This is a genomic window from Sphingobium aromaticiconvertens (genome assembly GCF_037154075.1).
GTDB classification, from domain to species: Bacteria; Pseudomonadota; Alphaproteobacteria; order Sphingomonadales; family Sphingomonadaceae; genus Sphingobium; species Sphingobium aromaticiconvertens.
Genome location: NZ_JBANRJ010000001.1, coordinates 1,797,024 through 1,821,099 on the forward strand (window position 1 = coordinate 1,797,024; position 24,076 = coordinate 1,821,099).

18 protein-coding genes and 1 tRNA gene are annotated in these 24,076 nt (G+C 62.8%); 5 read left to right on the forward strand and 14 right to left on the reverse strand.

Translation table 11 applies throughout. The annotated features are described in order from the left end of the window. Positions 1-5: 5 nt before the first annotated feature. The 5 genes from phhA to WFR25_RS08520 all read right to left on the reverse strand — a co-directional run bounded on the left by phhA (position 6) and on the right by WFR25_RS08520 (position 6,077). Positions 6-878: a phenylalanine 4-monooxygenase gene (gene phhA, locus WFR25_RS08500; protein WP_336970142.1), complete on the reverse strand. Its 873-nt coding sequence runs from the start codon at positions 876-878 to the stop codon at positions 6-8. A gap of 117 nt (positions 879-995) precedes the next feature. Then, a complete protein-coding gene (locus WFR25_RS08505; protein ID WP_336970144.1) occupies positions 996-1,454 on the reverse strand; it encodes a MaoC family dehydratase in 459 nt (152 codons plus the stop codon). Next, positions 1,454-3,328, reverse strand: coding sequence for an acetyl/propionyl/methylcrotonyl-CoA carboxylase subunit alpha (locus WFR25_RS08510; RefSeq protein WP_336970147.1), 1,875 nt, complete (start codon positions 3,326-3,328; stop codon positions 1,454-1,456). Before WFR25_RS08510 ends, WFR25_RS08505 begins: the two co-directional genes overlap by 1 nt. Positions 3,329-3,333: 5 nt before the next feature. Continuing rightward, positions 3,334-4,935: a carboxyl transferase domain-containing protein gene (locus WFR25_RS08515; RefSeq protein ID WP_336970149.1), complete on the reverse strand. Its 1,602-nt coding sequence runs from the start codon at positions 4,933-4,935 to the stop codon at positions 3,334-3,336. After that, the gene (locus WFR25_RS08520) at positions 4,932-6,077 is read right to left on the reverse strand and encodes an isovaleryl-CoA dehydrogenase (protein WP_336970150.1); all 1,146 of its coding nucleotides are present in this window, start codon (positions 6,075-6,077) and stop codon (positions 4,932-4,934) included. Before WFR25_RS08520 ends, WFR25_RS08515 begins: the two co-directional genes overlap by 4 nt. Positions 6,078-6,160: 83 nt before the next feature. Between WFR25_RS08520 and WFR25_RS08525 the strand changes: the two genes are divergently transcribed. Then, the gene (locus tag WFR25_RS08525; protein ID WP_336974790.1) at positions 6,161-7,069 is read left to right on the forward strand and encodes a LysR family transcriptional regulator; all 909 of its coding nucleotides are present in this window, start codon (positions 6,161-6,163) and stop codon (positions 7,067-7,069) included. Between the two features lie 21 nt (positions 7,070-7,090). Here WFR25_RS08525 and WFR25_RS08530 read toward each other — a convergent pair whose 3' ends face one another. The 5 genes from WFR25_RS08530 to WFR25_RS08550 all read right to left on the reverse strand — a co-directional run bounded on the left by WFR25_RS08530 (position 7,091) and on the right by WFR25_RS08550 (position 14,272). Further along, entirely contained in the window at positions 7,091-9,205 is a 2,115-nt protein-coding gene (locus tag WFR25_RS08530; protein ID WP_336970151.1) for a phosphocholine-specific phospholipase C, read from the reverse strand. A 39-nt stretch (positions 9,206-9,244) separates the two neighbouring features. Beyond that, positions 9,245-10,249 carry a phosphonate ABC transporter, permease protein PhnE gene (phnE, locus tag WFR25_RS08535; RefSeq protein WP_336970153.1) on the reverse strand — a complete coding sequence of 335 codons (1,005 nt, stop codon included), beginning with the start codon at positions 10,247-10,249 and terminating at the stop codon, positions 9,245-9,247. Beyond that, the gene (locus tag WFR25_RS08540) at positions 10,246-11,019 is read right to left on the reverse strand and encodes a phosphonate ABC transporter ATP-binding protein (RefSeq protein WP_336970155.1); all 774 of its coding nucleotides are present in this window, start codon (positions 11,017-11,019) and stop codon (positions 10,246-10,248) included. Before WFR25_RS08540 ends, phnE begins: the two co-directional genes overlap by 4 nt. 2 nt (positions 11,020-11,021) lie before the next feature. After that, on the reverse strand, positions 11,022-11,942 hold the full coding sequence (locus tag WFR25_RS08545; RefSeq protein WP_336970156.1) for a phosphate/phosphite/phosphonate ABC transporter substrate-binding protein: 921 nt from the start codon (positions 11,940-11,942) through the stop codon (positions 11,022-11,024). Positions 11,943-12,097: 155 nt separating this feature from the next. After that, positions 12,098-14,272: a TonB-dependent receptor plug domain-containing protein gene (locus WFR25_RS08550; RefSeq protein WP_336970157.1), complete on the reverse strand. Its 2,175-nt coding sequence runs from the start codon at positions 14,270-14,272 to the stop codon at positions 12,098-12,100. Between the two features lie 244 nt (positions 14,273-14,516). On the opposite strand from WFR25_RS08550, the gene WFR25_RS08555 reads away from it, so the two are divergent. Next, a complete protein-coding gene (locus WFR25_RS08555) occupies positions 14,517-15,413 on the forward strand; it encodes a MurR/RpiR family transcriptional regulator (protein ID WP_336970158.1) in 897 nt (298 codons plus the stop codon). Here the strand turns inward: WFR25_RS08555 and WFR25_RS08560 are convergent. The 4 genes from WFR25_RS08560 to WFR25_RS08575 all read right to left on the reverse strand — a co-directional run bounded on the left by WFR25_RS08560 (position 15,410) and on the right by WFR25_RS08575 (position 19,894). Further along, positions 15,410-16,213 carry an HAD-IIA family hydrolase gene (locus WFR25_RS08560; RefSeq protein ID WP_336970160.1) on the reverse strand — a complete coding sequence of 268 codons (804 nt, stop codon included), beginning with the start codon at positions 16,211-16,213 and terminating at the stop codon, positions 15,410-15,412. The two genes, WFR25_RS08555 and WFR25_RS08560, sit on opposite strands and share 4 nt — an antisense overlap. Before the next feature lie 176 nt (positions 16,214-16,389). Continuing rightward, positions 16,390-16,463, reverse strand: a tRNA-Gly gene (locus WFR25_RS08565). Between the two features lie 145 nt (positions 16,464-16,608). Continuing rightward, positions 16,609-18,747 carry a TonB-dependent receptor gene (locus WFR25_RS08570; RefSeq protein ID WP_336970162.1) on the reverse strand — a complete coding sequence of 713 codons (2,139 nt, stop codon included), beginning with the start codon at positions 18,745-18,747 and terminating at the stop codon, positions 16,609-16,611. A 163-nt stretch (positions 18,748-18,910) separates the two neighbouring features. Beyond that, a complete protein-coding gene (locus WFR25_RS08575) occupies positions 18,911-19,894 on the reverse strand; it encodes a LysR family transcriptional regulator (RefSeq protein ID WP_336970164.1) in 984 nt (327 codons plus the stop codon). A 302-nt stretch (positions 19,895-20,196) separates the two neighbouring features. Here WFR25_RS08575 and kdpF point away from each other — a divergent pair, with 302 nt between their 5' ends. The 3 genes from kdpF to kdpB are packed head-to-tail and all read left to right on the forward strand — an operon-like array spanning position 20,197 to position 24,067. Then, positions 20,197-20,286, forward strand: a complete 90-nt coding sequence (gene kdpF, locus WFR25_RS08580) for a K(+)-transporting ATPase subunit F (RefSeq protein ID WP_336970166.1) — start codon at positions 20,197-20,199, stop codon at positions 20,284-20,286. Between the two features lie 28 nt (positions 20,287-20,314). After that, the gene (gene kdpA / locus WFR25_RS08585) at positions 20,315-22,018 is read left to right on the forward strand and encodes a potassium-transporting ATPase subunit KdpA (RefSeq protein ID WP_336974792.1); all 1,704 of its coding nucleotides are present in this window, start codon (positions 20,315-20,317) and stop codon (positions 22,016-22,018) included. A 12-nt stretch (positions 22,019-22,030) separates the two neighbouring features. Next, the gene (gene kdpB, locus WFR25_RS08590) at positions 22,031-24,067 is read left to right on the forward strand and encodes a potassium-transporting ATPase subunit KdpB (protein ID WP_336970168.1); all 2,037 of its coding nucleotides are present in this window, start codon (positions 22,031-22,033) and stop codon (positions 24,065-24,067) included. The last annotated feature ends 9 nt before the right edge of the window (positions 24,068-24,076 follow it).

The window sequence follows — 24,076 nt, forward strand, 5'->3', positions numbered from 1 at the left end:
ATCGGTCAATGAGCATCCTCTTTTTCTTTTTGGCGCGCATAGGCCTGCGTACCACGCGTGTAGATGGTGTCGGTCGGCAGGATCGTTTCGATCTCAATGTCCGGCACATCGGCCAGTTCGGCATAAAGCGGTGCGAAATCATTCTCGATCGTGTGGCGCAGCAGATCGTCGAAACTGTCGATCACGAAATAGGTCTGCTGATAGTCGTCGATCCGGTATTTCGTCCGCATCACCCGCTTGAGGTCGAAGCCCAGCCGGTTGGGCGAGGGATCGTCCAGGGCGAACAGGGATTCGCCATGGGAGGACACAATGCCAGCCCCGTATAGCCGCAGCCCTTCACCGCTGCGGATCAGCCCAAACTCGACCGTGTACCAGTAGAGTCGCGCCAGCCGGTCGATCGCGCCCAGCCCATCGGCGCGCAGGCCGCCCTCGCCATAGGCCTGCATATAGTCGGCGAAGGCGGGGTGGGCGAGCAGGGGCACATGGCCGAACACGTCATGGAAAATGTCCGGCTCCTCCAGATAATCTATCTGTTCGGGGGTGCGGATGAAGCGGCCAGCGACGAAGCGGCGATTGGCCAGATGTTCAAAGAAGACGCGGTCGGGGACCAGGCCGGGGACGGCGACGACCTGCCAGCCGGTCGCCTTCATCAGCCGCTCGGACAGTAAATCAAAATGCGGAACGCCGGGTGTGGTCATTCTCAGCATGTCGAGGCCCGCCATGAATTCGGGCACGGCGCGGTTGGGCAACATCGCTGCCTGCCGCGCAAACAGCCTGTCCCACATGGCATGTTCGGCGGGCGTGTAACGATCCCACTCCTGCGGGATCGTCCAGTCCTCGGCGGCCCCTTCGGGCCGGGAAAGCGATGCATCTGCCATGAAAGGAGTTTCGCACTTTTGATGCGAAATATCTCTTCAAATCAGTGGTTTTCAGGCCGTCATTTGGAATATATCATCTATAATCGGCTATTCAGTGAGAATATTTCTCATGAGATCTCAGGCCTCCGCTGCGCTTCCTTTGAGCAGGGCCATGCGGAGGCACTGGCAAACCAGTTCGTTGCGTTGGTTCAGCATCTGATGGGTGAAGGTCACGATCCCGGCACCGGGGCGCGAGCGGCTGTCCTTGAGGTCCGTCACCTCGGTTTCCGCGCGCAGTGTGTCGCCCAGAAAAACGGGCTTGGGCATGACCAGCTTGTCATAACCCAGATTGGCGATCAGTGAACCCAGCGTCGTGTCGCCGACCGACAGGCCGATCAGTAGCGCGAAGGTGAAGGTGCCGTTGACAAGGATCTGCCCGAACTCCGACGCCTTGGCCGCTTCCACATCCAGATGCAGCGGCTGGGGGTTGTGCGTCATGGTGGTGAAAAGGAGGTTGTCGGTTTCCGTCACCGTGCGGCGGATGTCATGGACGATGCGGTTGCCGATGGTCCATTGATCGTAGAAACGTCCGGCCATCAGGCGTCCTTCCCTTTGGTGTCCAAATGGTCGATTTTTGCCAGCAGCGCGCCTTCGCTGACCTGCCCGCCTTTGCTGGCGTTGAGTTCCGCGACTATGCCGTCGAACGGCGCAACCAGACTATGCTCCATCTTCATCGCTTCCAGCGTGAGCAGCTTCTGCCCCTTGGTCACGGACTCGCCAGCGGCGACCGACACGGCGATAATCCGGCCGGGCATGGGCGAGAGGATCGCGCCGTCGGAGGCCGCACCGCCCGCCACGCCAGTGACGCGCCAGGGGGTCAGCCGCCACACCTGTCCACCCTCGGCAATCAGCACATCGTTCAGTCCGCGCCGGGCGGTCGCCGTGCGCGGATCGAAGCGAATCGAGATTGCCTCGCCATCCAGCAAGAAGGCGCCCTCTTCGCGAACCGGGGCGTTGAGGCGGAAGCCGCTGAGGCCGCCCGCTGGCACCAACGTGCTTGCGGCATCGGCCAGCGCCTCGTCGGAGGGGTGGTGCGGGGGCATCAGCGCGTCGCCCTCACGCCCGATCAGGCCGGTGTCGAGGTCCGCCGCAACGAAGGCCGGATGTTCCAGCGCCTTGACCAGAAAGCCTGCATTGGTCCGCACCGGCCAGATGGCGGTGTCGTCCAGCGCGGCGGCCAGCATCATGCGCGCTTCCTCGCGGTCTTCGCCATGGGCGATGACCTTGGCGATCATCGGGTCGTAAAAGGGCGAAATCTCCGCGCCTTCCGCTACGCCAGTGTCGATGCGGCACGCCTCGCCCGCTTCGCCAAGTCCCAATTCGAATGTGTCGAGCCGTCCGATCGAGGGCAGGAAACCCTTGGCTGGGTCTTCGGCATAAAGCCGGGCTTCCATCGCCCAGCCGTCGATGTACAGTTCGTCCTGACGAAGCGGCAAAGGTTCGCCGGACGCGACGCGCAACTGCCATTCGACCAGATCCTGCCCGGTGATTTCCTCCGTCACGGGATGTTCGACCTGCAACCGCGTGTTCATTTCCATGAACCAGATGCGGTCGGCGCGCAGGCCTTCCGAGCCGTCGGCAATGAACTCGATCGTGCCAGCGCCGACATAGTCGACCGCCTTGGCCGCGCGCACCGCAGCGTCGCAAATGACGGCGCGCGTCACGGCATCCATGCCGGGGGCAGGGGCTTCCTCGATCACCTTCTGGTGTCGCCGCTGGAGCGAGCAATCGCGCTCGAACAGATGGACAACATTGCCATGAGTGTCGCCAAACACCTGTACCTCGATATGGCGCGGGTTCGTCACCCATTTTTCCAGCAGCACATGGTCGTTGCCGAAGCTGGACGCCGCCTCGCGCTGGCAGGAGGCGAGCGCGTCGGCGAAATCGGCAGCCGCATCGACCTTTCGCATCCCCTTGCCGCCACCGCCCGCGACCGCCTTGATAAGGACGGGGTAGCCGATGGTGTCGGCTTCATATGCCAGTCGTTCGGGTGCCTGATCCTCGCCCAGATAGCCCGGCGTCGTCGGTACGCCCGCCGCTTGCATCAACGCTTTGGCCGCGTCCTTCAGGCCCATCGCCGTGATCGAGGATGGATTGGGACCGACCCAGATCAATCCCGCGTCGATCACTGCCTGCGCGAATTGCGCATTTTCAGACAGGAAGCCATAGCCCGGATGGATCGCCTGCGCGCCGGTTTCCTTGGCAGCGGTGATGATCTTTTCACCCACCAGATAGGATTCGCGCACGGGAGAGGGGCCGATATGCACGGCCGCGTCAGCCTGCGCCACATGCAGCGCATTGGCGTCCGCGTCGGAATAGACGGCCACTGTGCGGATGCCGAGCCTGCGCGCGGTGCGGATGATCCGGCAGGCGATTTCGCCACGATTGGCGATGAGGAGGGACTGGATCATGGGCCTTACATCCTGAAGATGCCGAACTGCGCGCGGTCGGGGACCGGGGCGTTCAGCGTTGCGGCGAAGGCGAGGCCCAGCACGTCGCGGGTCTGGGCGGGGTCGATGATGCCATCGTCCCACAGGCGCGCGGTTGCGTAATAGGGATTGCCCTCATCCTCATATTTCTGGCGGATCGGCGCCTTGAAGGCTTCGGCATCCTCTGGCGTCCATTTGGACGCATCACGGTGGACGGTTGCCAGCACGCTGGCCGCCTGCTCACCGCCCATCACGCTGATCCGCGCATTGGGCCAGGTGAAGAGGAAGCGCGGGGCATAGGCACGGCCGCACATGCCATAATTGCCCGCGCCAAAGCTGCCGCCGATCAGCACCGTGATCTTGGGCACCTGCGCGGTGGCCACCGCCGTCACCAGCTTGGCGCCATGTTTGGCGATGCCCTCCGCCTCATATTTTCCGCCGACCATGAAGCCGGAGATGTTCTGGAGGAACAGCAGGGGGATGCGCCGCTGGCACGCCAGTTCGATGAAATGCGCGCCCTTGACCGCGCTCTCGCTGAACAGCACGCCGTTATTGGCCAGGATCGCCACCGGCATTCCCCAAATATGGGCGAAGCCGCACACGAGCGTCGTGCCGTACAGCGCCTTGAACTCATGAAACTCGCTGCCATCGACGATGCGCGCGATGATTTCGCGCACGTCATAGGGCGCGCGGACGTCACTGGGGATGATGCCGTATAGTTCTTGCGGATCGAACTTCGGCGCGCGCGGTTCACGCAGGTTGAGGTCGGCGATCCGGTCCGGCTGGAGCGTCGAGACAATGTCGCGCACGATGCTCAAAGCATGGTCGTCATTCTCCGCGACATGATCGACCACGCCCGACTTGCGGCCATGCAGGTCGCCACCGCCCAGATCCTCCGCACTGATAACCTCGCCGGTCGCCGCCTGTACCAGCGGCGGTCCGGCGAGGAATATCGTGCCCTGATTGCGGACGATCACGCTTTCGTCCGACATGGCGGGCACATAGGCGCCGCCCGCGGTGCAACTGCCCATGACGCAGGCGATTTGCGGGATGCCCGCGCTGCTCAACTGCGCCTGATTGAAGAAGATGCGGCCGAAATGATCCTTGTCGGGAAACACCTCCGCCTGATTGGGCAGGTTCGCGCCGCCGCTGTCGACCAGATAGACGCAGGGCAGACGGTTTTCGAGCGCGATCTCCTGCGCCCGCAGATGCTTCTTCACCGAGATGGGATAGTAAGTGCCGCCCTTCACCGTGGCGTCGTTGCAGGCGATCATCACCTGCCGCCCCGACACCCGCCCGATCCCGGCGATGATGCCCGCCCCCGGCACTTCGTCATGATAGAGGCCGTTGGCGGCGAGTTGGCCTATCTCCAGAAACGGGCTGCCCGGATCGAGCAGCCGTTCCACCCGGTCGCGGGGCAGCAGCTTGCCGCGCGCCACATGCTTGTCGCGTGCGGCTTGCGATCCGCCCATCGCGGCCTTCGCCACATGCGCGTTCAGTTCGTCCCGCAGCGCCTCATTATGCGCGGCGTTGGCCTGGAACAGCTCTGCGTCAGGGAATAGTTTCGTATCGAGTGTGGGTCCGCTCACGCGCCTATCAACTCCCGTCCTATCAGCATTCGCCGGATTTCATTGGTGCCGGCGCCGATGTCCAGCAGCTTGGCGTCGCGCATGTAGCGTTCGACCGGCCAGTCCTTGGTATAGCCCGCGCCGCCCAGCGCTTGCACCGCTTCCATCGCGACCTTCATCGCATTCTCGCTCGCCAGCAGGATCGCGCCCGCCGCGTCGAAGCGTGTCGTCCGCCCCGCGTCGCAGGATTTCGCGACGGCATAGACATAAGCGCGCGCCGAATTGAGCGCGACATACATGTCGGCGACCTTCGCCTGGATGAGTTGAAAGGTGCCGATGGCTTTGCCGAACTGTTTGCGCTCGCGAACATAGGGGATGACGGTGTCGAGGCAGGCTTGCATGATGCCAAGCTGGATGCCCGCCAAAACCGTGCGTTCATAGTCCAGACCGGACATCAGCACGCCAACGCCGCCATTCAGCGGCCCGACGATATTCTCCTCCGGCACTTCGCAATCGTCGAACACCAGTTCGGCGGTGGGGGAACCGCGCATCCCCATCTTGTCGATTTTCTGCCCGATCGAAAAACCCTTCATGTCCTTTTCGATCAGGAAGGTGGTGAGGCCCTTCGCTCCCTCGCCGGTGCGGGCATAGACCACCAGCACATCGGCATAGGTGGCGTTGGTGATCCAGAATTTCGTGCCGTTCAGGATATAACGGTCGCCCTTTTTCTCCGCCTTCAGCTTCATCGACACGATGTCGGACCCCGCGCCAGCCTCCGACATGGCAAGGCTGCCGACATGCTCGCCGGAGATCAGCTTGGGCAGATATTTGGCCTTCTGCTCCGCATTGGCCCAGCGCCGTATCTGGTTAACGCACAGGTTTGAGTGCGCCCCATAGCTGAGGCCGATGGAGGCGGATGCGCGCGCGACTTCTTCCTGCGCGACGACATGTTCCAGATAGCCAAGGCCAAGGCCGCCCGATTCCTCTTCCACGGTGATGCCGTGCAGGCCAAGGGCGCCCATTTCGGGCCATAACTCGCGTGGGAACCAGTCCTTGGCGTCAATTTCCGCTGCCAGCGGGGCGATCCGGTCGGCGGCAAAGCGGGCCGTGCTCTCACGGATCATGTCGGCATTTTCACCGAGCGCGAAATCGAAATCAGCCATGAGCCTCTCCTTTTTGCCCTTCTACTGAATGCCAGATGAAAGGAAAAATTGAAAGAATGCGAGGCATGTCATAGATGCTATCTATGATTGACCGATATCTTCTGCGTTATTTTCTGGCCGTGGTGGACAATGGCACGTTCAGCGGGGGCGCGGCGCAGGCCAATGTGTCGCAACCCACGCTGTCGGTCGGCATCGCCAAGCTGGAGCGGCTGCTGGGCACCACCCTGTTCCAGCGGTCCAGCCAGCGCGTCCACCTGACCGATGCGGGCACCCGCTTCCTGACCCATGCCCGGCGGATCGAGGGGGCGTTCAATGACGCGGAACTGGCGGGCAAGGGCGCGAAGGCCATGCCGCTGGTTCGGCTGGGCGTGCTGGGCAGCATCGCGACGGATCTGATCGCAGCGGCCTACGAACGAGCGCGCCTTGCCGATTCACAAGCGCGGGTCGAACTGGTGGAGGGGACGGAACGGGAACTGGTGAGTCATGTCGCGCGGGGCAGGGTGGACGCGGCGCTCACGCTGGTCGGGCGCGGTGGCGACCGATTTCTGGAAGAGCCGCTGCACGAAGAGGGCTATGCGCTGGCGCTGCCGACCAGCCATCCGCTTGGCGATGAGGCGGTGATCGCGGCGGAGATGTTGGCGAGCGAAGTGATGATCGTCCGCCGCCATTGCGAGGCGCTGTCCGAAACCAGCCGTCATTTCACCGAACGGGGCGTGCGGCCTTTCTTTGCGTTGCGCTCGACCAATGACGACAAGGTGCTGAAAATGGTCGCGGCGGGGCTGGGCATCACGGTCATGCCGGAGGGGCACTGCGCGCCCGGCGTCGCACGGCCCCGCATGGCGGGTTTCACGCCCCGCCGGACGATCGGCCTGCTCTACGCTGCGCATGCGGAGGCGCTGAAGCAGGACGTGTCACCGATTATCGACGCGCTCCGTCACGTTCTTGGGGCCAGGAAACAGGGGGGCGGGAAAAACGGGCCGGGATCAACCTGATCCCGCCCCATTTCCACGCCCTCAACTCTGCATCAGCGGATCGCTGATCGAATGGCCGCCATCCTCCAGCCTGCCCGCCAGCCGGACCTCCAGACCCGTCGACACCACCGTCAGATCATACCAGTTGCCGGTATCGGCCAGCGACCATAGCTGTGTGCTGCTCTTGCCGGGGATGAGGGTGATGGAGCGATCCGTGTTGACGCGATAGGCATCGTTGCCCAGCGCGACAGACACCGCGTCCACCGATCCATTATGCAGCCGCAGTTCAAGCGCCTTGCCCCGTCCCTTCGCCGCGCGGGCCACGAGCGCGGGCGCGCCCTTCGCCTTTGCGACGTCCCCCTTGAAACTCCGCAGGAAGCCGTTGGGACCAAGAACCCACAGGTCGAACAGCCCATCCTCGCCCACGGTCCAGCTATCGTCGAGTGATTTGCCGGCCTCCAGCGTGTAACGGCGGGGAATGCGGTCGAGGTTCTTCTTGTCATAGACATGATAGACGACGCCGACGCTGCCTTCATTGCCGAACGTCAGGCGAACGGCGCGGTTGTCCGCATCCATGCTGCCATCGACATTGAGCCGATAGGGCAGGCCGCGTGACCGGCGGATGCCCGGTTCCTGAAACAGGTCCTGCGGCGCGCGGGGCGGGAGCAGCTTTGGACGCTCCAGATGGCGGGCGAGGATCGCCGAGGCGCTGCTGACATCGGGCATAGCGGGGAAGGCGGGGTCTTCGCGCGATGCGAAGTCGAAGCAGGAGGTAAGGTCGCCGCACACCGCGCGATGCCAGGGACTGATCGCCGGGATTGTCACGTCGAACCGCTTTTCAAGGAACTGGCCGACCGAGGTGTGATCGAATATCTCGCTGCTGACCCAGCCGCCCTTGCTCCAGGGCGAAACGACATACATGGGTACGCGCGGGCCAAGCCCCCAGTTGCGGGTGGTGCCGGTCGCATCATCATCGCGTGAGGTATATTTATCCTCATGGTCGTCGAAATATTCGCCGACCAGGCTCATCGTCGCCTTGCCCGCCATCGTCCCGTCGGGATTGAAGGAGGGCGGGGCGGCGGGCGGAAGATGGTCGAACAGGCCGTCATTTTCGTCAAAGGTCTGGAAAAAGACCGTGCCGCTCCACACATCGGGATTGGCGGTCAGGGCATCGAGAATCTGCGCCGTGAAGAATGCCCCCTCGATCGGCGTCGAGGCGGAGGGATGTTCCGACAATTCCTTGGGCGGCAGGACCCAGGATACGGCGGGCAGTGTCCCGGCCTTCACATCCTTCGCCAGTTGGCCGAGCGAATGATGGGTCATGCCGCGCTCATAGAGGGGCGAGCCGGGCTTCGCCTCGCGAAACCCCTTGAACGCCAGCCCGCCATGCATGGCGCCGGTCCAGTTGTCGTTGGGGTCCTGATAGATGCGCCAGTCGACGCCTGCGGCCTCCAGCACTTCCGGGATGGTCGCCCATTCCAGCGCATTGCCCGCATAGCTATAGCCCGGCTCGGGCAGGGCGCCCTTGATCCAGCAGCGCAGATTATTGGGTTCGGACTTGTCGTCACGGCAGTTCACCCCCTGCGCCTGCATGGCGGGATCATGGGCGGAACCGGACCAGAAGACGATGCGGTTGGGGTCGGTGCCGGTGGTGATCGAGCAGTGATAGGCGTCGCAGATGGTGAAGGCCTCGGCCAGCGCGAACTGGAACGGCACGTCCTCGCGCTTGTAATAGCCCATCGAATAGTCGGTCTTATATTTGGGCCAGTAACCGAACTTGCCCTGATTCCAGGCTGCCTGCGCATCGGCGAAGCTGTGCGGGGTGCCGGGCACCTTCAGCGCATTGGTCCGCCCGGTATCGAGGTGAAAGGGCGGCAGGTCGCGCACGCCATTATTCTGGGACCAGATCGTTTTGCCATCCGCCATCGGCACCGGATGCCGGTCGCCAAAACCGCGCACGCCCTTCATCGTCCCGAAATAATGGTCGAAGGACCGGTTTTCCTGCATCAGAATGACGATGTGGCGCACATCCTTGATCGTGCCCGTTGCGCGGCGTGCGGGGATGGCAAGCGCGCGACCGATGCTGGCGGACAGCGCCGCGAGCGTCGTTCCGGCAAGGCCGGTGGTCTTCAGGAAATCGCGTCTGGTCTTCGACATGAGATCACTCCTGGGTGAGAAAAGATGCGCGAAAGCCGGTCACATGCAGGCCTTTCGCAAACGGGCGGTGGCATGGTCGAGCAGCAGCACGACCAGCAGGATGGCGATCAGGATCGTGCCGACATGGGCATATTCATACATGTCGTACCGGCCCTTGAGTTCCTGACCGATGCCGCCCGCGCCGACGATGCCGATCACCGTCGCCATCCGCACGTTTCGGTCGAGGATATAGAGGGTGTAGGCGATCCATTGCGGCAGCACTTGCGGCAGGATGGCAAAGCGCCACATGATCATGCGGCGCACGCCCATCGCGGTCAGCGCCTCCTGCGGGCGCGGATCGGCATTTTCCATATCCTCGGCATAGAATTTCCCAAGGAACCCGGCCCCATAGATGCCAAGCGCAAGGAACCCGGCGATCGGGCCAAAGCCAAAGGCGATCACCAGGAAAAGCGCGCTGATCAATTCGGGTATGGCGCGCAGGACGCCGACGACGGCGCGGGCGGCGGCGCGTATGACGGGGTTGGGGGTCATGTTCCGCGCGCCCAGCATCGCCAGCGGCCAGCCGGCGGCGATGGCGACCACCGTGCCCCAGAGCGCGATTTCCAGCGTCTCCAGCATCTTGACCGCGACATGGCCGACATAACCCAGCGGCTCCACCAGCCAGGTGGTGCGGACGGGATGGCTCTCCATCCGCATCGTCACCGGGTTCATTTTTTCGTCGGGCGTCTCGACGGTTTCGAGATGCGATAGAAAGGGCAGCTTGGCGGCATCGAAGCCTTCGATCCGGCTGGTTTCGCGCCGTTCAGAGAGTTGGATGGGGAAAAGCTGGCCGATGACGGTGCCCAGCCCCTCCTGCACCGGCGATCGCGGCGACAGGCCGACCTGTGCCAACGCCGCCTGACCGGTCAACGCCAGCATCCGGCCAACCTCGACCCGTTGCCCGCTATACCAGAGCAGCGAGAGCGCTGCGATCAGCACGATCAGGCTGCGCGCGCCGAAGGGGGCGGGAAAGTCCCAGCGTGCCGTATCGGTCGCCGCGCTCATTCCGCAGGCTCCAGCATCGATGGAGCAACGCGTGCGCCGGGTCGTGCGTAGATCAAAGTCTCATCATGCCCATCAAACATGGCTGCCGGCCCATCGAACACAACCCGTCCGGCCTGTAGCGCGACGATGCGATCGGCAAATTCACGCGCCAGATCGACCTGATGCAGGCTGCACAGCACGGTCGCGCCATGCGCCTGCGCCTGGGTCCGCAGCAGGGCGAGTATGTCGCGGCTGATGCGCGGGTCCAGACTGGCGACAGGCTCGTCCGCCAGAATGATGGCGGGATCGCGCATGAAGGCGCGGGCAATGCCGACCCGCTGCTGCTGCCCGCCGGAAAGCTGATCGGCGCGACGGAGAAGATGTTCGGGTTCCAGCCCCACCGCTTCCAGCGCGGCGCAGGCGCGCTGGCGCAACGGTTCGGGATAGATACCTGTCAATGCGCGCCAAAGCGGCATGTCGGCGGCGGCGCCCGCGATCACATTGGTCGCCACGCGCGCCCGGCCGGTCAGCCCGAAATGCTGGTGTATCATGCCGATCCGTCGCCGCAGGAGGGGTAGCGTGCGCCGCTCCACCGGCTTGCCGCCGACAATGACCGTGCCCTGTGTTGGCTCCGCGAGGCCATTGACCGTCCGCAGCAGCGTGGACTTGCCCGCGCCCGACGATCCAAGGATGATGCAAAACTGCCCAGCCGGGATTTTCAGGCCGATATTGTCCAGCGCATGGGTGCCATCGGCATAGTGCAGGGTGACGGAGGAGAAGCGGATGTCCATGCTCAACGCTCCGCCGACTTGCGTAAGATTTCGCTTTTCAGCGCGTCGCTGACCATCGCCATCTTCTGGGCGGCGGGGACGAATTTCGCGGCGGGGAAATGCGCGTCATAGCCATCGACCTGCGCGCCGCCATAACCACGGATCATCTCTGGCGTGACGCCCGGCGCATGGGCGATGTCCTGAAACGCCACCTGCAATCTGGTGCGCGTCTCCGGCGCCAATTTGCTGTTCACCACCAGGGGCGGATAGGGAATGGGGTCGCTGCGCGCGATCACCTTGAGGGCGCGGGCGCCCGGCACATTTGCGCGCACTGCCTTTTCGTAGGAATCGAACGACAGGGCCGCAACGTCGACGCGCCCCTGCAACAGTGCCGCCAGACTGTTGGCATGGCTGCCGGTCATCCGCACCTCGCCAAGATCCTTCGCCGGGTCGATCCCCGCGTCGATCAGCATCGTCATTGGAAAGACGAAGGAAGAGGTGGAGTTGATGTCGCCAAATGCGATCCGCTTGCCCCGCAGGTCGCTGATGCCTTTGAACGGCGCGTCACCGCGCGCGAACAGTCCCGAATAATAGACCGACTGTCCATCCTTCACCGCCACCGCCAGCAGATCGGCACATCCGCGCTCCTTCGCCTGGAGATATGTGGTCGGCCCGACAAAGGCGATGTCCGCCCAGCCATTGCACATCCCCTCAACTACCGCGCCGTAGGATTGCGCGACCCTGAGCTTGAAATTCAGACCGGTAGTCCGCGAAACGGCGTTGAAGACCGGCTGATAATCGGCCAGCGTCCCGCTTTCGGTGCCGCCATCCGCCGGGATCAGAAGCACTTGCAGCGGTTTGGCCTGCGCCGCGCCCGGCGTGGCCGATGGCAGCGACCAGGCCAGCCCTCCGCCCACGGCAAGGATCAGGAGACCCGCGATCATCCAGCGTTTCATAGGCCTATTCCCTTCATGTCCGCCCCGCCTGCGCGGGGGCGGGCAAGGCGCTAGGCCCCGCCTGTGACAGGGGTGTGAACGACGGAAGGGAAACCGGCGAACGCACACAGCGGGATGTCAGGGACGGGGCCATGATGGGATCGTCAGAAGCTGGTCGAGTAGGAAATATAGACGCTTTGCGGTTTCCCCTCGAACCCGTAACCATAATAATATTCGGGATCGGTGGCCTTGATCTCGCCCCGGATGAAGGCCGACCCGAAGCGCTGGTTGCCATAAGCATAACGCTCATCATATTTCTCGTCGAAGATGTTGACGAAGCGCAGTTGGAGCCGATGCTGTTTCTCGTCGCCGACCCACCAGCCAAGCGACCCGTTGACCACCAGATAGTTGCCGAAATTCTTTCGCAGCGAATTATTGATTCCGCCGGTCGCATATTCCGGCCCCTGGTAGCGGGGGAACAGCGTCACATGGAACCGCTCGTTCGCGCTGTGCCAGGCGATATTGCCGCCGATCATATATTCCGGCGTCTCGTTGATTTGCAGGTTGGTGCCGTCCAGTTCCGCCTTTTGCTTGGTGAAATTGACGTTGGCGGAAAAGCTCTTGCCGAAGATCAGGTCTAGGTCTGCGGTCAGGCCGCGGATCTGCGTCACGCGGTCGTTGTTGAACCATGTGCTGGGGGTGACGCCTGACGTGCCCTGAATGCGGTTCTTGATGTCGGTGCGGAAATAGCCGGCCTCCCCGTTGATCTGGAAATCGCCAAAATTCTTCGAAAAGCCGATGGCGGCATTGTAGGTTTCGGTCGATTCCGTCTTCAGGTCGGGATTGCCGATCGTCTGCGGCACGCCGTTCAACTCCACATAAGAGAAGAGTTCGTTGTTGCGTGGCAGGCTGTAGGATGTGCCGCCATTGGCGCGGATGTAGAAGGCGCCGATCGGCTGGCGGAACCCGAACTTCCAGATGGTCTTGGAGTTGAAGGCCTTGGCAAAGTCGGTCCGCACCGCGAGCGAAATCTTGGTGTCCGGGCTGAACGGCAGCACCGGCCGCGCGTCGAGATAAAGACCCGTCACCGTAGTATTATCGTCCTGCACATTGAATGCCGGGTCCGAGTCATTCTTGTACGACACCACCTGCACGCCCGCGACCAGTTCGGCCACATTCTTGATATTGATCGTGTTGCGGAAATTCAGGCCGCGCTCCTGGAAACCACCAACCTTGGAAGCGTTGCCGAAGCCCTTGTTGGCGTAGGGGATCGACTTGCCGGTAGTGGTGCCGAAGGGGACCGTGCCGCCATTCATGCCCGCGCACCCCGTCGCAACCCGGCAGATTTCGGCAAAGGTTTCGGTGTTGTTGAGCTTGGGATTGCTCCAGTAACCCGTCAATTCGGTGTAGAGTGCATCTGACCAGCGCCGATCGAGCGAGAAATCGACGATCGGGTAGCGCACCCGGTTGGGTGAGAAGGTTTCATTATCCGGGAAGGGGTCTTGAAATTCGATCTGGGTATATTGGCCATTGACCCGGAACTCGCTCTTGTCGTCGGCCTTGAAGAGATATTTGAGACCGATATTGCTGCGGTTCAGCGGATATTTCTGGATGCCACCGGCGGCCGCGACATTGTCGACATAGCTTTCCGGGGCGAAGATGCGCGGGCCATCGGTCTGGATCGATCCGCCATAGACCATGACGCTATGGCGTCCTTCGGAATCGAGCGCGAAGCGGGCATTGCCCCAGATTTCACGGGTGTTGAACGCGCCATATTGGCCGCCAAATTCGAACTTGTTGGTGCCGTCGGGCCGCTTGGTGACAAGGCTGATGACGCCGATGCCGCCGTTGGAGCCGAAGAACAGGCTGTTGCCGCCGCGGAACACCTCGACCCGCTCGATCATGTGCGGATCGATCGTGGTCGATCCCCAAATGTCCTCCAGCGCCGGGCCACGATCATAGAGCGGCACGCCGTCCAGCACGACCAGCGTATCGCGATCCCCGCCGCCATCGAGTCGGATCGTATATTCGCCCTCATCAGGCGAGTAGCCGATATTCGCGCCTTTGATCAGAAACTGCGCGATTTCTGCGAAATTGGTCGCGCCGGTCGTCGCAATCTGTTCGGAACTGACGATCTGAACATTGTTACCAAAGGCGACGGCCTCGGCCGCCAGCCGGGTGGCCTCGACCTTTTGGCCGGTGACGACGATGGCGGAGGTGTTCTGTTCCTCTGCGGCGGCATCGGCCGGTTCGGCAGCCATTGCCGCGATCGGCAGGATGCTGCTGCTGGCGAGCAGCGCTGTGAAGAGGAAGGCTCGATGATGGAAAGGCTTTGGCACGGCTTGGTCCCCCGGATGAACTGTGGGCGGCGCGTCGGGCGGCACCGGGTGCGCAAGCGACTCGATGCTGCATCGCGACAACCGCTTGCAGGGAGCGAGCTAGGCGCGTCATGTGACAGTAAGGTGAATATCACTCAATTTATGATGCAATAAATTATGAGATTTAAGCATGGAAAGGAAATTCTGGACTTTTCTTGGGTGAAGCTGGAATGAGAAAAGCTCAGTCCACCATGAGGGCGATCGAATGACCACGGAAAAGCCCACGCGCAAGACAGGCGCCGCCGCCGACCAGATGCCCGTAGAAAATGCGCTCAGTCGCATCCGCATCGCCCAGCCGGGTATGGCCAAGGGCGCGCGCCGGATCGCCGACTATATATTGGAGCAACCCGCCGACATCGTTCGCATGTCCGTCACTGAATTGTCGGAGGCGGTTGGAGTCAGCGAAGGCAGCATCATCAACTTCTGCCGCAGCATTGGCCTGTCGGGCTTTCAGCACATGAAACTCAGTCTGGCACAGGAAATCGTCCAGCCGGTGCAATTCATCCATGAGGATGTCAGCCGCGAAGACGACATGGACACGATCTGCCGCAAGATCTTCCACTCCGGCATTCAGGCGCTGCGCGATTCGCTCTCCGTGCTTGATCCGCACGCGATGGGCCGTGCGGTCGATGTAATCCGGGCGGCAAAGCGTGTGGAAATCTACGGCATCGGTTCCTCCGCGCCGATCGCGGAAGATACCCATTACCGGATGCTGCGGATCGGCCTTGACGCCCGCATCGTGACCGACAGCCATATCCAGGCGATCAGCGCTTCGCGCTGTGACCCTGACGTGGCGGTGCTCACCATTTCGCACAGCGGCGCGACGCACGAGACGGTGGCGTCGACCCGCCTTGCCCGTGAGGCGGGCGCAAAAACCATCGTCATTACCAATTTCGCGCGCTCGCCGATTCAGGCTTATGCCGACATCGTGTTGTTCACCATGGCGCGGGAAACCGCGTTTCGGACCGAGGCCATGTCGAGCCGGATCGCGCAATTATGCGTCGTCGATGCACTGATCGCGGCGCTGGCGCTGGCCGATTATGACCGCTCGACCGAAACATTGCGAAGCACATTCGACGTGCTGTCGATCAAGCGCTTTTAGGATATCAGGTCGCCCAGCGATAGCGCTTCGCTTCCGCCGATCAGGATCGAAGCCATGCCGACCGCCTGTGCTCCGGCAATGTCCGTTTCCAGATTGTCGCCAACCATCACCGCCTCGCCCGGTGCAATGCCCAGCACGGCGCAGGCGCGCGCGAACAGCAATGGCGCAGGCTTGCCGATCATCATCGGACTGGCGTCTGGCACGCAAGCCTGGATGACCGCCAGCAGGGCGCCTGTCTCCGGCACGATCCTGCTCGCGGCGCCCGGATGCGTGCGGTCAGCATTGGCAACGGCCAGTCGGGCGCCATCGCGGATCATGTTCACCGCGCGTTCCAGCTTGCGATAGGTGAAGCGGGTGTCGCGCATCAACAGCACCAATCCGGCCTGCTCATTGACCAGTTCAAGCCCTTGCTCGCGCGCGAAACCGCGCATGCGTTGCGACCCCAGCAACATCGTGCGTCCATATCCCTCGCCCAGCGCCCAACGCACCGCCTCGACCCCTGCGGTGATGATCCGCTCGGTGGGAAGGATGATGGCATCCTGCGCCAGCACTGCGCCAATATCTTCAGGCAAGTGACTGGAATTATTGGTCAGGATCGCGATTCGGTCGCGATATTGCGTGATGAACCGGCGCGCGCCCGGCAGGATTCTATTGTCGATGGCGACGCATCCATCCCAATCGAGCAATATGCCCTGCGCTTGAGCGACCAGATGTTTATTTCGGGCAGGTTCAAGAAATTTGCGGGCATTCATTATCTGGGCCAAGCGCGCCTCATCCGTCATCTTGTGCGTAACACTCATTTTTTTTCTATCATAAAATGAAATAATGGCAACATGCGGAGGCCTGCTATCGCTCGCGGCTCTGTTGGGGCATTTCTGAATATGGCGTTGTTGCTTGCAAACGGCACATATATGCTGACCCCATCGACAATCTGCGATGGGAACCTTGGCAGAGGATCATATGTCAGTAGTAGCGCTGGAGCGGGTAGCGGGGATCGAACCCGCATCACAAGCTTGGAAGGCTAGTGCTCTACCATTGAGCTATACCCGCTTTTCAATGACTTAGCAGCCATTCGCCTCATTGTTTTGCAGAGCGTTTTACAGACGCCGCTGCGAGACGTTTGCCCAGTGCCACGACAGGGACGGGATCGTCAACAGCATCGGGGCAATTTTCCTGTCGGCCGCGCCTTCTTTCGTTACAGGGAGAAGCGGGCCGTCACGCGGATGTCACGCCCGGCCAGCGGGGCATAATCCTTGAGGAAGCTGGCATGGCGACGCGCGGCCACGTCAAAGATGTTGTTCGCCGACAGCAACAGCGTGGTGCGGTCGTTGCCCTTGAAAGGCTTCACCGACAGCGAGGCGTTGACCAGCGTGAAGCTGTCGGTCGGGGTTTCGGTCGCGGCGATCCGGTCCTGCGCGAACACATGCTCCACCTCGCCGCGTGCGGTCAGCCGGTCGCCCGTCAGTTCCAGCCCGCCGAGCATACGCAGCGGTGGGATGCGCGGGGCGGGGGCGGAGCCGTTCCCAGTGATCGTCGCATGGACATAGTCGGTCACGGCATCGGCGTTCAAAGTGTAGCCGCCCAGTTGCGCCAGCTTCACCTTGGCCTCCGCCTCGAACCCATAATATTTGGCGTCGGCCTGCGCATATTGGAAGCAAGGGAAGTCGAGCGGTTCGCCGCCATTGACGGCCTGGCACGCCGCGTCCGCGACCAGCGAGTCGTAAATATAGCCCTTGAACCAGTTGTGATAGCCCGACAGCGAGAGGCTGTATCCCGTGCCCTCGCCCCGCAACGTAGCCTCCATGCCCCAGCTTTTTTCCTTGCTGAAGTCCGGGTTTCCCAGTTCGAACGCCTGCGTGCCCGCATGATTGCCGCGCGCGAACAGTTCTTCGGCGGACGGCGCGCGCTCGGTGCGAGAGGCGTTCAGGCCCACGCGCCAGCCCGGTATGATCTGCTGGCTGATACCCGCTGAACCCGAAAAGGCGTCAAAGCTGCGATGATAGGCCGGGTTGAGCAGCGTTTCGTCGGCGTCCGCGCTGACCTTCGTCGTCTCATAGCGGCCACCCAGTTCGACGCGGGTATTGCCGAAGTCGACCGACTGGAGGGTGAAGAGGCCGAACTGTTCGGTGCGGTTGCGGGGCAGGAACTTCTCCTCGCCCACCACATGGAAATCGCGGGCGAAGAATTGCGCACCGACCGCTCCGTCCCATCCGCCGCGCTTGGCTTGCACCAGTTCAAGTCGCGATTCGATCGACTGGTTGTAGAAGGTCGTGCCGACCTCGCCGCTCTCCTCAATCTCCTGATGCTGATAATCGGCAAAGCCCGCGCGCAAGCGGATGGATTCCAGGATGCCGCCATTGACGGGGACTTCGGCCCGCATGTCGGCGCGGTCCTGCTTCATGTGCAACCGCACCTGCTCTGCCTCGACATCGGGATCGAGCGAATAGCGTACCGGCACGCCGTAGAAATTATCGGTATGCGCGACCGAGAAGCCAAGGTTGCCGCCATCGGTGATGAGGGCGATGCCCCCGGCCACTTCCCATGTTTCCGCAGCGCTGTTGGGCAGCTTGCCGCGCAGGCTGGCAAGGTCGGCAATGGCGGGATCGGCGCTCGCGGCTGCCTGCGCGCGCAGAGCAGGGGTCAGGATATAGTTACCGGTGTCGAGATTGCCGGTCTTGGTGTAGCTGCCGTCGAAATGGACGACCAGCTTGCCCGCGATCGGCACTTCGATCTCGCCCGATCCGGTCCGTTCATTGGCCGCGCTGCCATAAGAGCCGATGCCTTCGACATGGATCGCTTCGTCGGGCACGCGCCGGGGGATGCGCGCGTCGATGACGTTGACGACGCCGCCGATCGCCGAGGAGCCATAGAGCAGGGCAGCCGGGCCGCGCAGCACTTCGATCCGGTCGGCGGTCAGCGGATTGATCGCAACAGCGTGGTCGACCGAGGTGTTGGATACGTCGAAGCTGCCGATGCCATCGGTCAGGATGCGGACCCGCTCCCCCTGAAAGCCACGCAGGATCGGGCGCGAGGCATTGGGGCCGAAGGAGGTGGAGGATACGCCCGGCTGATGGGATAGCGTGTCGCCGATGGTCGGGCGCAGCGATCGCGTCAGTTCTTCGCCCGATACGACCGATGTGCCGGACAATATGTCGCCCTGCCGCCGGGGGATGAGGGCGGTGACGACGATGTCGCCGGGCTGGCCGTCATGATAGCTTTGGTCGGGCGCGGTTACGGGCGCTGTGCCTTCCGTCTGCGCGACCACGGGCGCGGCGGGAGAAAGGGCAATTAGGGCGCAACCAGCGCGCAGCGAAACGGAAAGAGATGTTGTCATGGAAGAGGCGACCATCCTTCGACGGGAGAGAGGTTGGCCAGCCTGTAATAGAAATGATATAATATATCAATACGCTGCGAGAAAAAATGGTGCGATGCAGCGCGTCCTTGGGGCGACTGGTCGGATGTGAGGGTAAACGAGCGGGCGACGTCGCCCCGCTATCTTATCGGCAAAGATATTCGGCGAGCGTGCTGACCACGGGATCATCGGCCATCGCGGCCCGCACGGCCTGACGAACCTCGACCTGGGGCAGGGATGTGGCGAGCGGCACGCGCTTTATACCCGGCATTCGCCCAAAATCGCGCGCCAGCGGGCCGAACGCGGCGAAATAACCAGCACCTTCGCGTACCGCCGTCATGATATCGAACAGATTGTCACTTTCCAATATGGGTGCGCGCTGCGGCAGGCCCGCCTTTTCCAGCGCCTGCTCGACGATCCGGCGCAGGCCGCTACGTGGGTCCAGTCCGACAGCGTCGACATCATTGAGGTCCGACAACTGGACAAGGTCCAGTCCGGCCAGCGGATGATCGCTGCCCAGATAGAGGCTCAATTGCTCCGACCAGGCATAGCGCGACGGGAAAGCGGTCGGCTCGGCCAGCGCGTAGAAATAGGTGATGTCGGCGCTGCCCCGCATCATCGCGCGGCCAGCTTCATCGGCGACTTGCACGCCAAGGTCCAGGGTGATGACGCAGTCGTTGCTCGTTTCCTCGAACGCGGTCAGCGCGTCCTGAAAATGGCTGAAGACCGGCGCGGGGGCGGCGATCATTACCTGCTGGCGGTCGTCCTGCGGTTCGGGGTCCAGATCGACCAGACGGACCGGCCGGGGTTCAGGAGCAGGGGGCGGGGACGCAATCACGGCCTCGGCTTCAGGCGCCTGCTCTGGTGGAGCAGGAGCGTCTTCGCTCCAGTCCTGTCCTTTTTCGGACAAGAGCGTCATCGCCCGCACCGTTTTGCGCCCGGCATCCGTCAGTTGCGCCTCGCCCGCGCGATAATCGAACAATCGATAGCCCAGCCGCTTTTCCAGCGCGGCCATGTCGCGCTCCACCACGTCGATCGACAGGCCCAGATCACGGGCGCAGCGCGCGATGCTGCCGGACGCCACCATCTGCGCGAAAATATCAAGCTGGCGCAGCGATGGCGTGTCCATCGGGTCACGATAATGCAAAAGCCGCCGGGGAGTAAGAGTGCGTTTAAGGATGGCAGCGCCCCGCCATCGGCAAATCCTATGCAAATACTATGCGGGGGTGCAGGCCTGCATCTCGCAATCAAATGGCGCTCCGCCCTACTTGCACTACCGCAGACGAATCGCGCCGCCCGATGTGGCCGGTCATCTTGCGGGAGTTTTGGCATATGCAGGATCTGCTCTGGATCGGCGTCACCCTGGGGTTGCTGGCAGCGACCCTTGCCTATGTTCGCCTGTGCGACATGGCCTGACGGAGAGGACGGCGCATGAACATCGACCTTTGGCTGGCGGCGATCACCGCGCTTGGCCTTCTCATCTATCTTGTGGCCGTGCTCGCACGACCCGAACGCTTCTGACGTGGGCGACATCATGACATTTCAGGCCATGACATTACAGGGATGGATATTGATCCTGGTCTTTGTCGGCATGTTGCTGGCGCTGACCAAACCGGTGGGGCTGTGGCTCTTCACGCTGTATGAAGGACGCCGCACACCGCTGCACACCGTATTTGGTCCGGTGGAGCGCGGCTTCTACAGGCTGGCGGGCATCGACCCGACGGCGGAGCAGGGCTGGCGTCGCTATGCGGTGCATATGCTGATCTTCAACGCGGTGCTGCTGCTGTTTACCTATGGCGTGTTGCGATTGCAGGAACTGCTGCCGCTCAATCCGCTTAGGCTTGCGGGGACCAGCGAGCATCTGTCGTTCAACACGGCCGTCAGCTTCACGACCAACACCAACTGGCAAAGCTATGGCGGGGAATCGACCCTGTCGAACCTCAGCCAGATGCTGGGCCTGACCATCCACAATTTCCTGTCGGTCGCGACCGGCATATCGCTCGCCTTCGCGCTGTTCCGCGGCTTTGCCCGTCGGAGCGCAACGACGCTCGGCAATTTCTGGGCCGACATGACGCGGGTAACGCTCTATCTGCTGCTGCCGATCTGCGTCTTCTACGCGTTGTTCCTGATCGCCAGCGGCGTACCGCAGACGTTCGCCGCTTCGGTTGATGCGACCACGCTGGAGGGCGTCAAGCAGACCCTCGCCCTCGGCCCTGTCGCGTCGCAGGAAGCGATCAAGATGCTGGGCACCAATGGTGGCGGTTTCTTCAATGCCAACAGCGCGCATCCGTTTGAAAACCCGACTGCACTGACCAATCTGGTCCAGATGCTGTCGATCTTCGTCATCGGTTTCGGCCTGACCTGGACGTTCGGCAAGGCGGTGGGCAACCCCCGTCAGGGCTGGGCGATCCTCGCCGCGATGCTCACCATCTTCCTGATCGGCGTGACCATTACCTACTGGCAGGAAGCCGCGGGCAACCCGATCCTCCACGCGCTGGGCGCACCGGGTGGCAATATGGAGGGCAAGGAAGTCCGTTTCGGCATCGCTGCCTCCGCACTCTTCTCTGTCGTCACCACTGCCGCGTCGTGCGGTGCGGTCAACGCGATGCACGATAGCTTCACGGCACTGGGCGGCTTGATCCCGATGTTCAACATGCAGTTGGGCGAAGTCGTGATCGGCGGCGTGGGCGCGGGCATCTATGGCTTCCTGCTGTTCGCCATCCTCGCCGTGTTCGTCGCGGGGCTGATGGTCGGCCGCACGCCCGAATATGTCGGCAAGAAGATTGAAGCCCGTGAGGTCAAGCTCGCTGTCCTCGCCATCGCCGTGCTGCCGCTCATCATATTGGGCTTTTCCGCCATCGCCAGCGTCACTGACGCAGGCCTTGCCGGACCGCTCAACAAGGGGCCGCATGGCTTTTCGGAAATGCTCTACGCCTTCACCAGTGCGGTCGCGAACAACGGGTCGGCCTTTGCGGGCCTCACCGCCAACACGCCCTTCTACAATGGCATGTTGGGTGTAGCGATGTGGCTGGGGCGCTTCTTCATCATCGTGCCGATGCTGGCCATCGCCGGAAGTCTGGCGGCCAAGAAATACACACCCGAAACGGCGGGTAGCTTCCCCACCACCGGGCCGCTTTGGACCGGCTTGCTCATCGGCATCATCCTGATCGTCGGTGGCCTGACCTTCCTGCCCAGTCTCGCCCTTGGCCCCATCGCCGATCATCTCGCGATGATCCGCGGCCAGCTTTTCTAAGGATCAATGCATATGGCCCGGTCCGTGCAAAAATCGCTCTTCACCGCAGACCTGATCGTCCCGGCGATTGGCGACGCCTTCCGCAAACTCAATCCAAGGGAACTGATCCGCAACCCGGTGATGTTCACCACCGCCGTCGTGGCGGTCCTGCTGACGATCCTGCTGGTCGTCGGACAGGATGGCCTCGCCACCGGCTTCAAGCTGCAACTGGTCATCTGGCTGTGGCTGACGGTCCTCTTCGGCACCTTTGCCGAGGCGCTGGCCGAAGGGCGCGGCAAGGCGCAGGCCGCCTCGCTGCGCGCCACCAAGGCGGACCTTGTGGCCAAGCGCCTGAAAGGGGATGGCCGCGAGGTCGAAGCCGTCCCCGCCAGCGCCCTGAAACTGGGCGATATCGTTCTGGTCGAAACCGGCGACCTCATCCCCTCGGATGGTGAAGTCGTCTCCGGCGTCGCCTCGGTCAACGAGGCCGCGATCACCGGCGAAAGCGCGCCGGTGATCCGCGAGGCAGGTGGTGACCGTTCGGCGGTAACGGCGGGCACCCGCGTCATATCCGACGAGATCCGCGTCCGCGTGACGGTTAATCCGGGGCAAGGCTTTCTTGACCGCATGATCGCGCTGGTCGAGGGTGCCGAGCGGCAGAAGACGCCGAACGAGATCGCGCTGACGTTGCTGCTCGTTGGCCTGACGATCATCTTCCTGATTGCGGTCGGCACTATTCCCGCCTTCGCCAGCTATGCGGGCGGGTCCATTCCGGTCGCGATTCTGGCCGCGCTGCTCATCACCCTGATCCCGACCACCATCGCCGCGCTGCTTTCGGCCATCGGCATTGCGGGCATGGACCGGCTGGTGCGCTTCAACGTGCTGGCCAAGTCGGGCCGCGCGGTCGAAGCGGCGGGCGACATCGACGTGTTGCTGCTCGACAAGACCGGCACGATCACCGTTGGCGATCGTCAGGCGACCGAGTTCCGCCCCGTCGGAGGCGCAACCCCTACACAGCTTGCTGAAGCCGCGCTGCTCGCCAGTCTGGCCGACGAAACGCCCGAAGGCCGCTCGATCGTCCTGCTGGCGCGGGAGAGCTTCGGTGCGGCGATGCAGGCGTTGCCCGAAGGCGCGGAGGTGATCCCCTTCACCGCGCAAACCCGTATCTCGGGCGTGAAGCTGGGCGACGCGATCATCCAGAAGGGCGCGGTGGACTCGATCCTGCGCGCGAATCCGGGCCTTGGCTCTACCCCGGCTGCCGATGAACTGCGCCGCATCACCGACGAGATTGCCCGTGCAGGCGGCACGCCGCTCGCCGTGGCAAAGGACGGCCAGTTGCTCGGCGCGATCTTCCTCAAGGATATCGTCAAGGCGGGCATCCGCGAACGCTTTGGCGAACTGCGGCAGATGGGCATTCGCACGGTGATGATCACCGGCGACAATCCCCTGACCGCCGCCTCAATCGCCGCAGAAGCCGGCGTCGACGACTTCCTCGCCCAGGCTACGCCAGAAGATAAGCTGGCCCTGATCCGCAAGGAGCAGGAGGGCGGGCGGCTGGTCGCCATGTGCGGCGACGGCACCAACGACGCGCCCGCGCTGGCGCAGGCGGACGTGGGCGTCGCCATGAACACCGGCACGCAGGCGGCGCGTGAGGCGGGCAATATGGTCGATCTGGACAGCGACCCGACCAAGCTGATCGAGGTCGTCGGCCTTGGCAAGCAACTGTTGATGACGCGCGGCGCGCTGACCACCTTTTCCATCTCCAACGATGTGGCCAAATATTTCGCGATTTTGCCTGCCATGTTCGTTGCGCTCTATCCGGGGCTGGGCGTGTTGAACGTGATGGGGCTTTCCAGCCCGCAAAGCGCGATCCTGTCGGCGATCATCTTCAACGCGCTCATCATCCCCTGTCTGGTGCCGCTGGCGCTGCGCGGCGTCGCCTATCGCCCGATCGGCGCAGGACCGCTGCTGGCCCGCAACCTCGCCATTTACGGGCTTGGCGGCCTCATCGCCCCGTTCGTCGGCATCAAGCTCATCGACCTGTTGGTCGGCGGCCTTGGCCTCGCCTGAAGGAGTTTA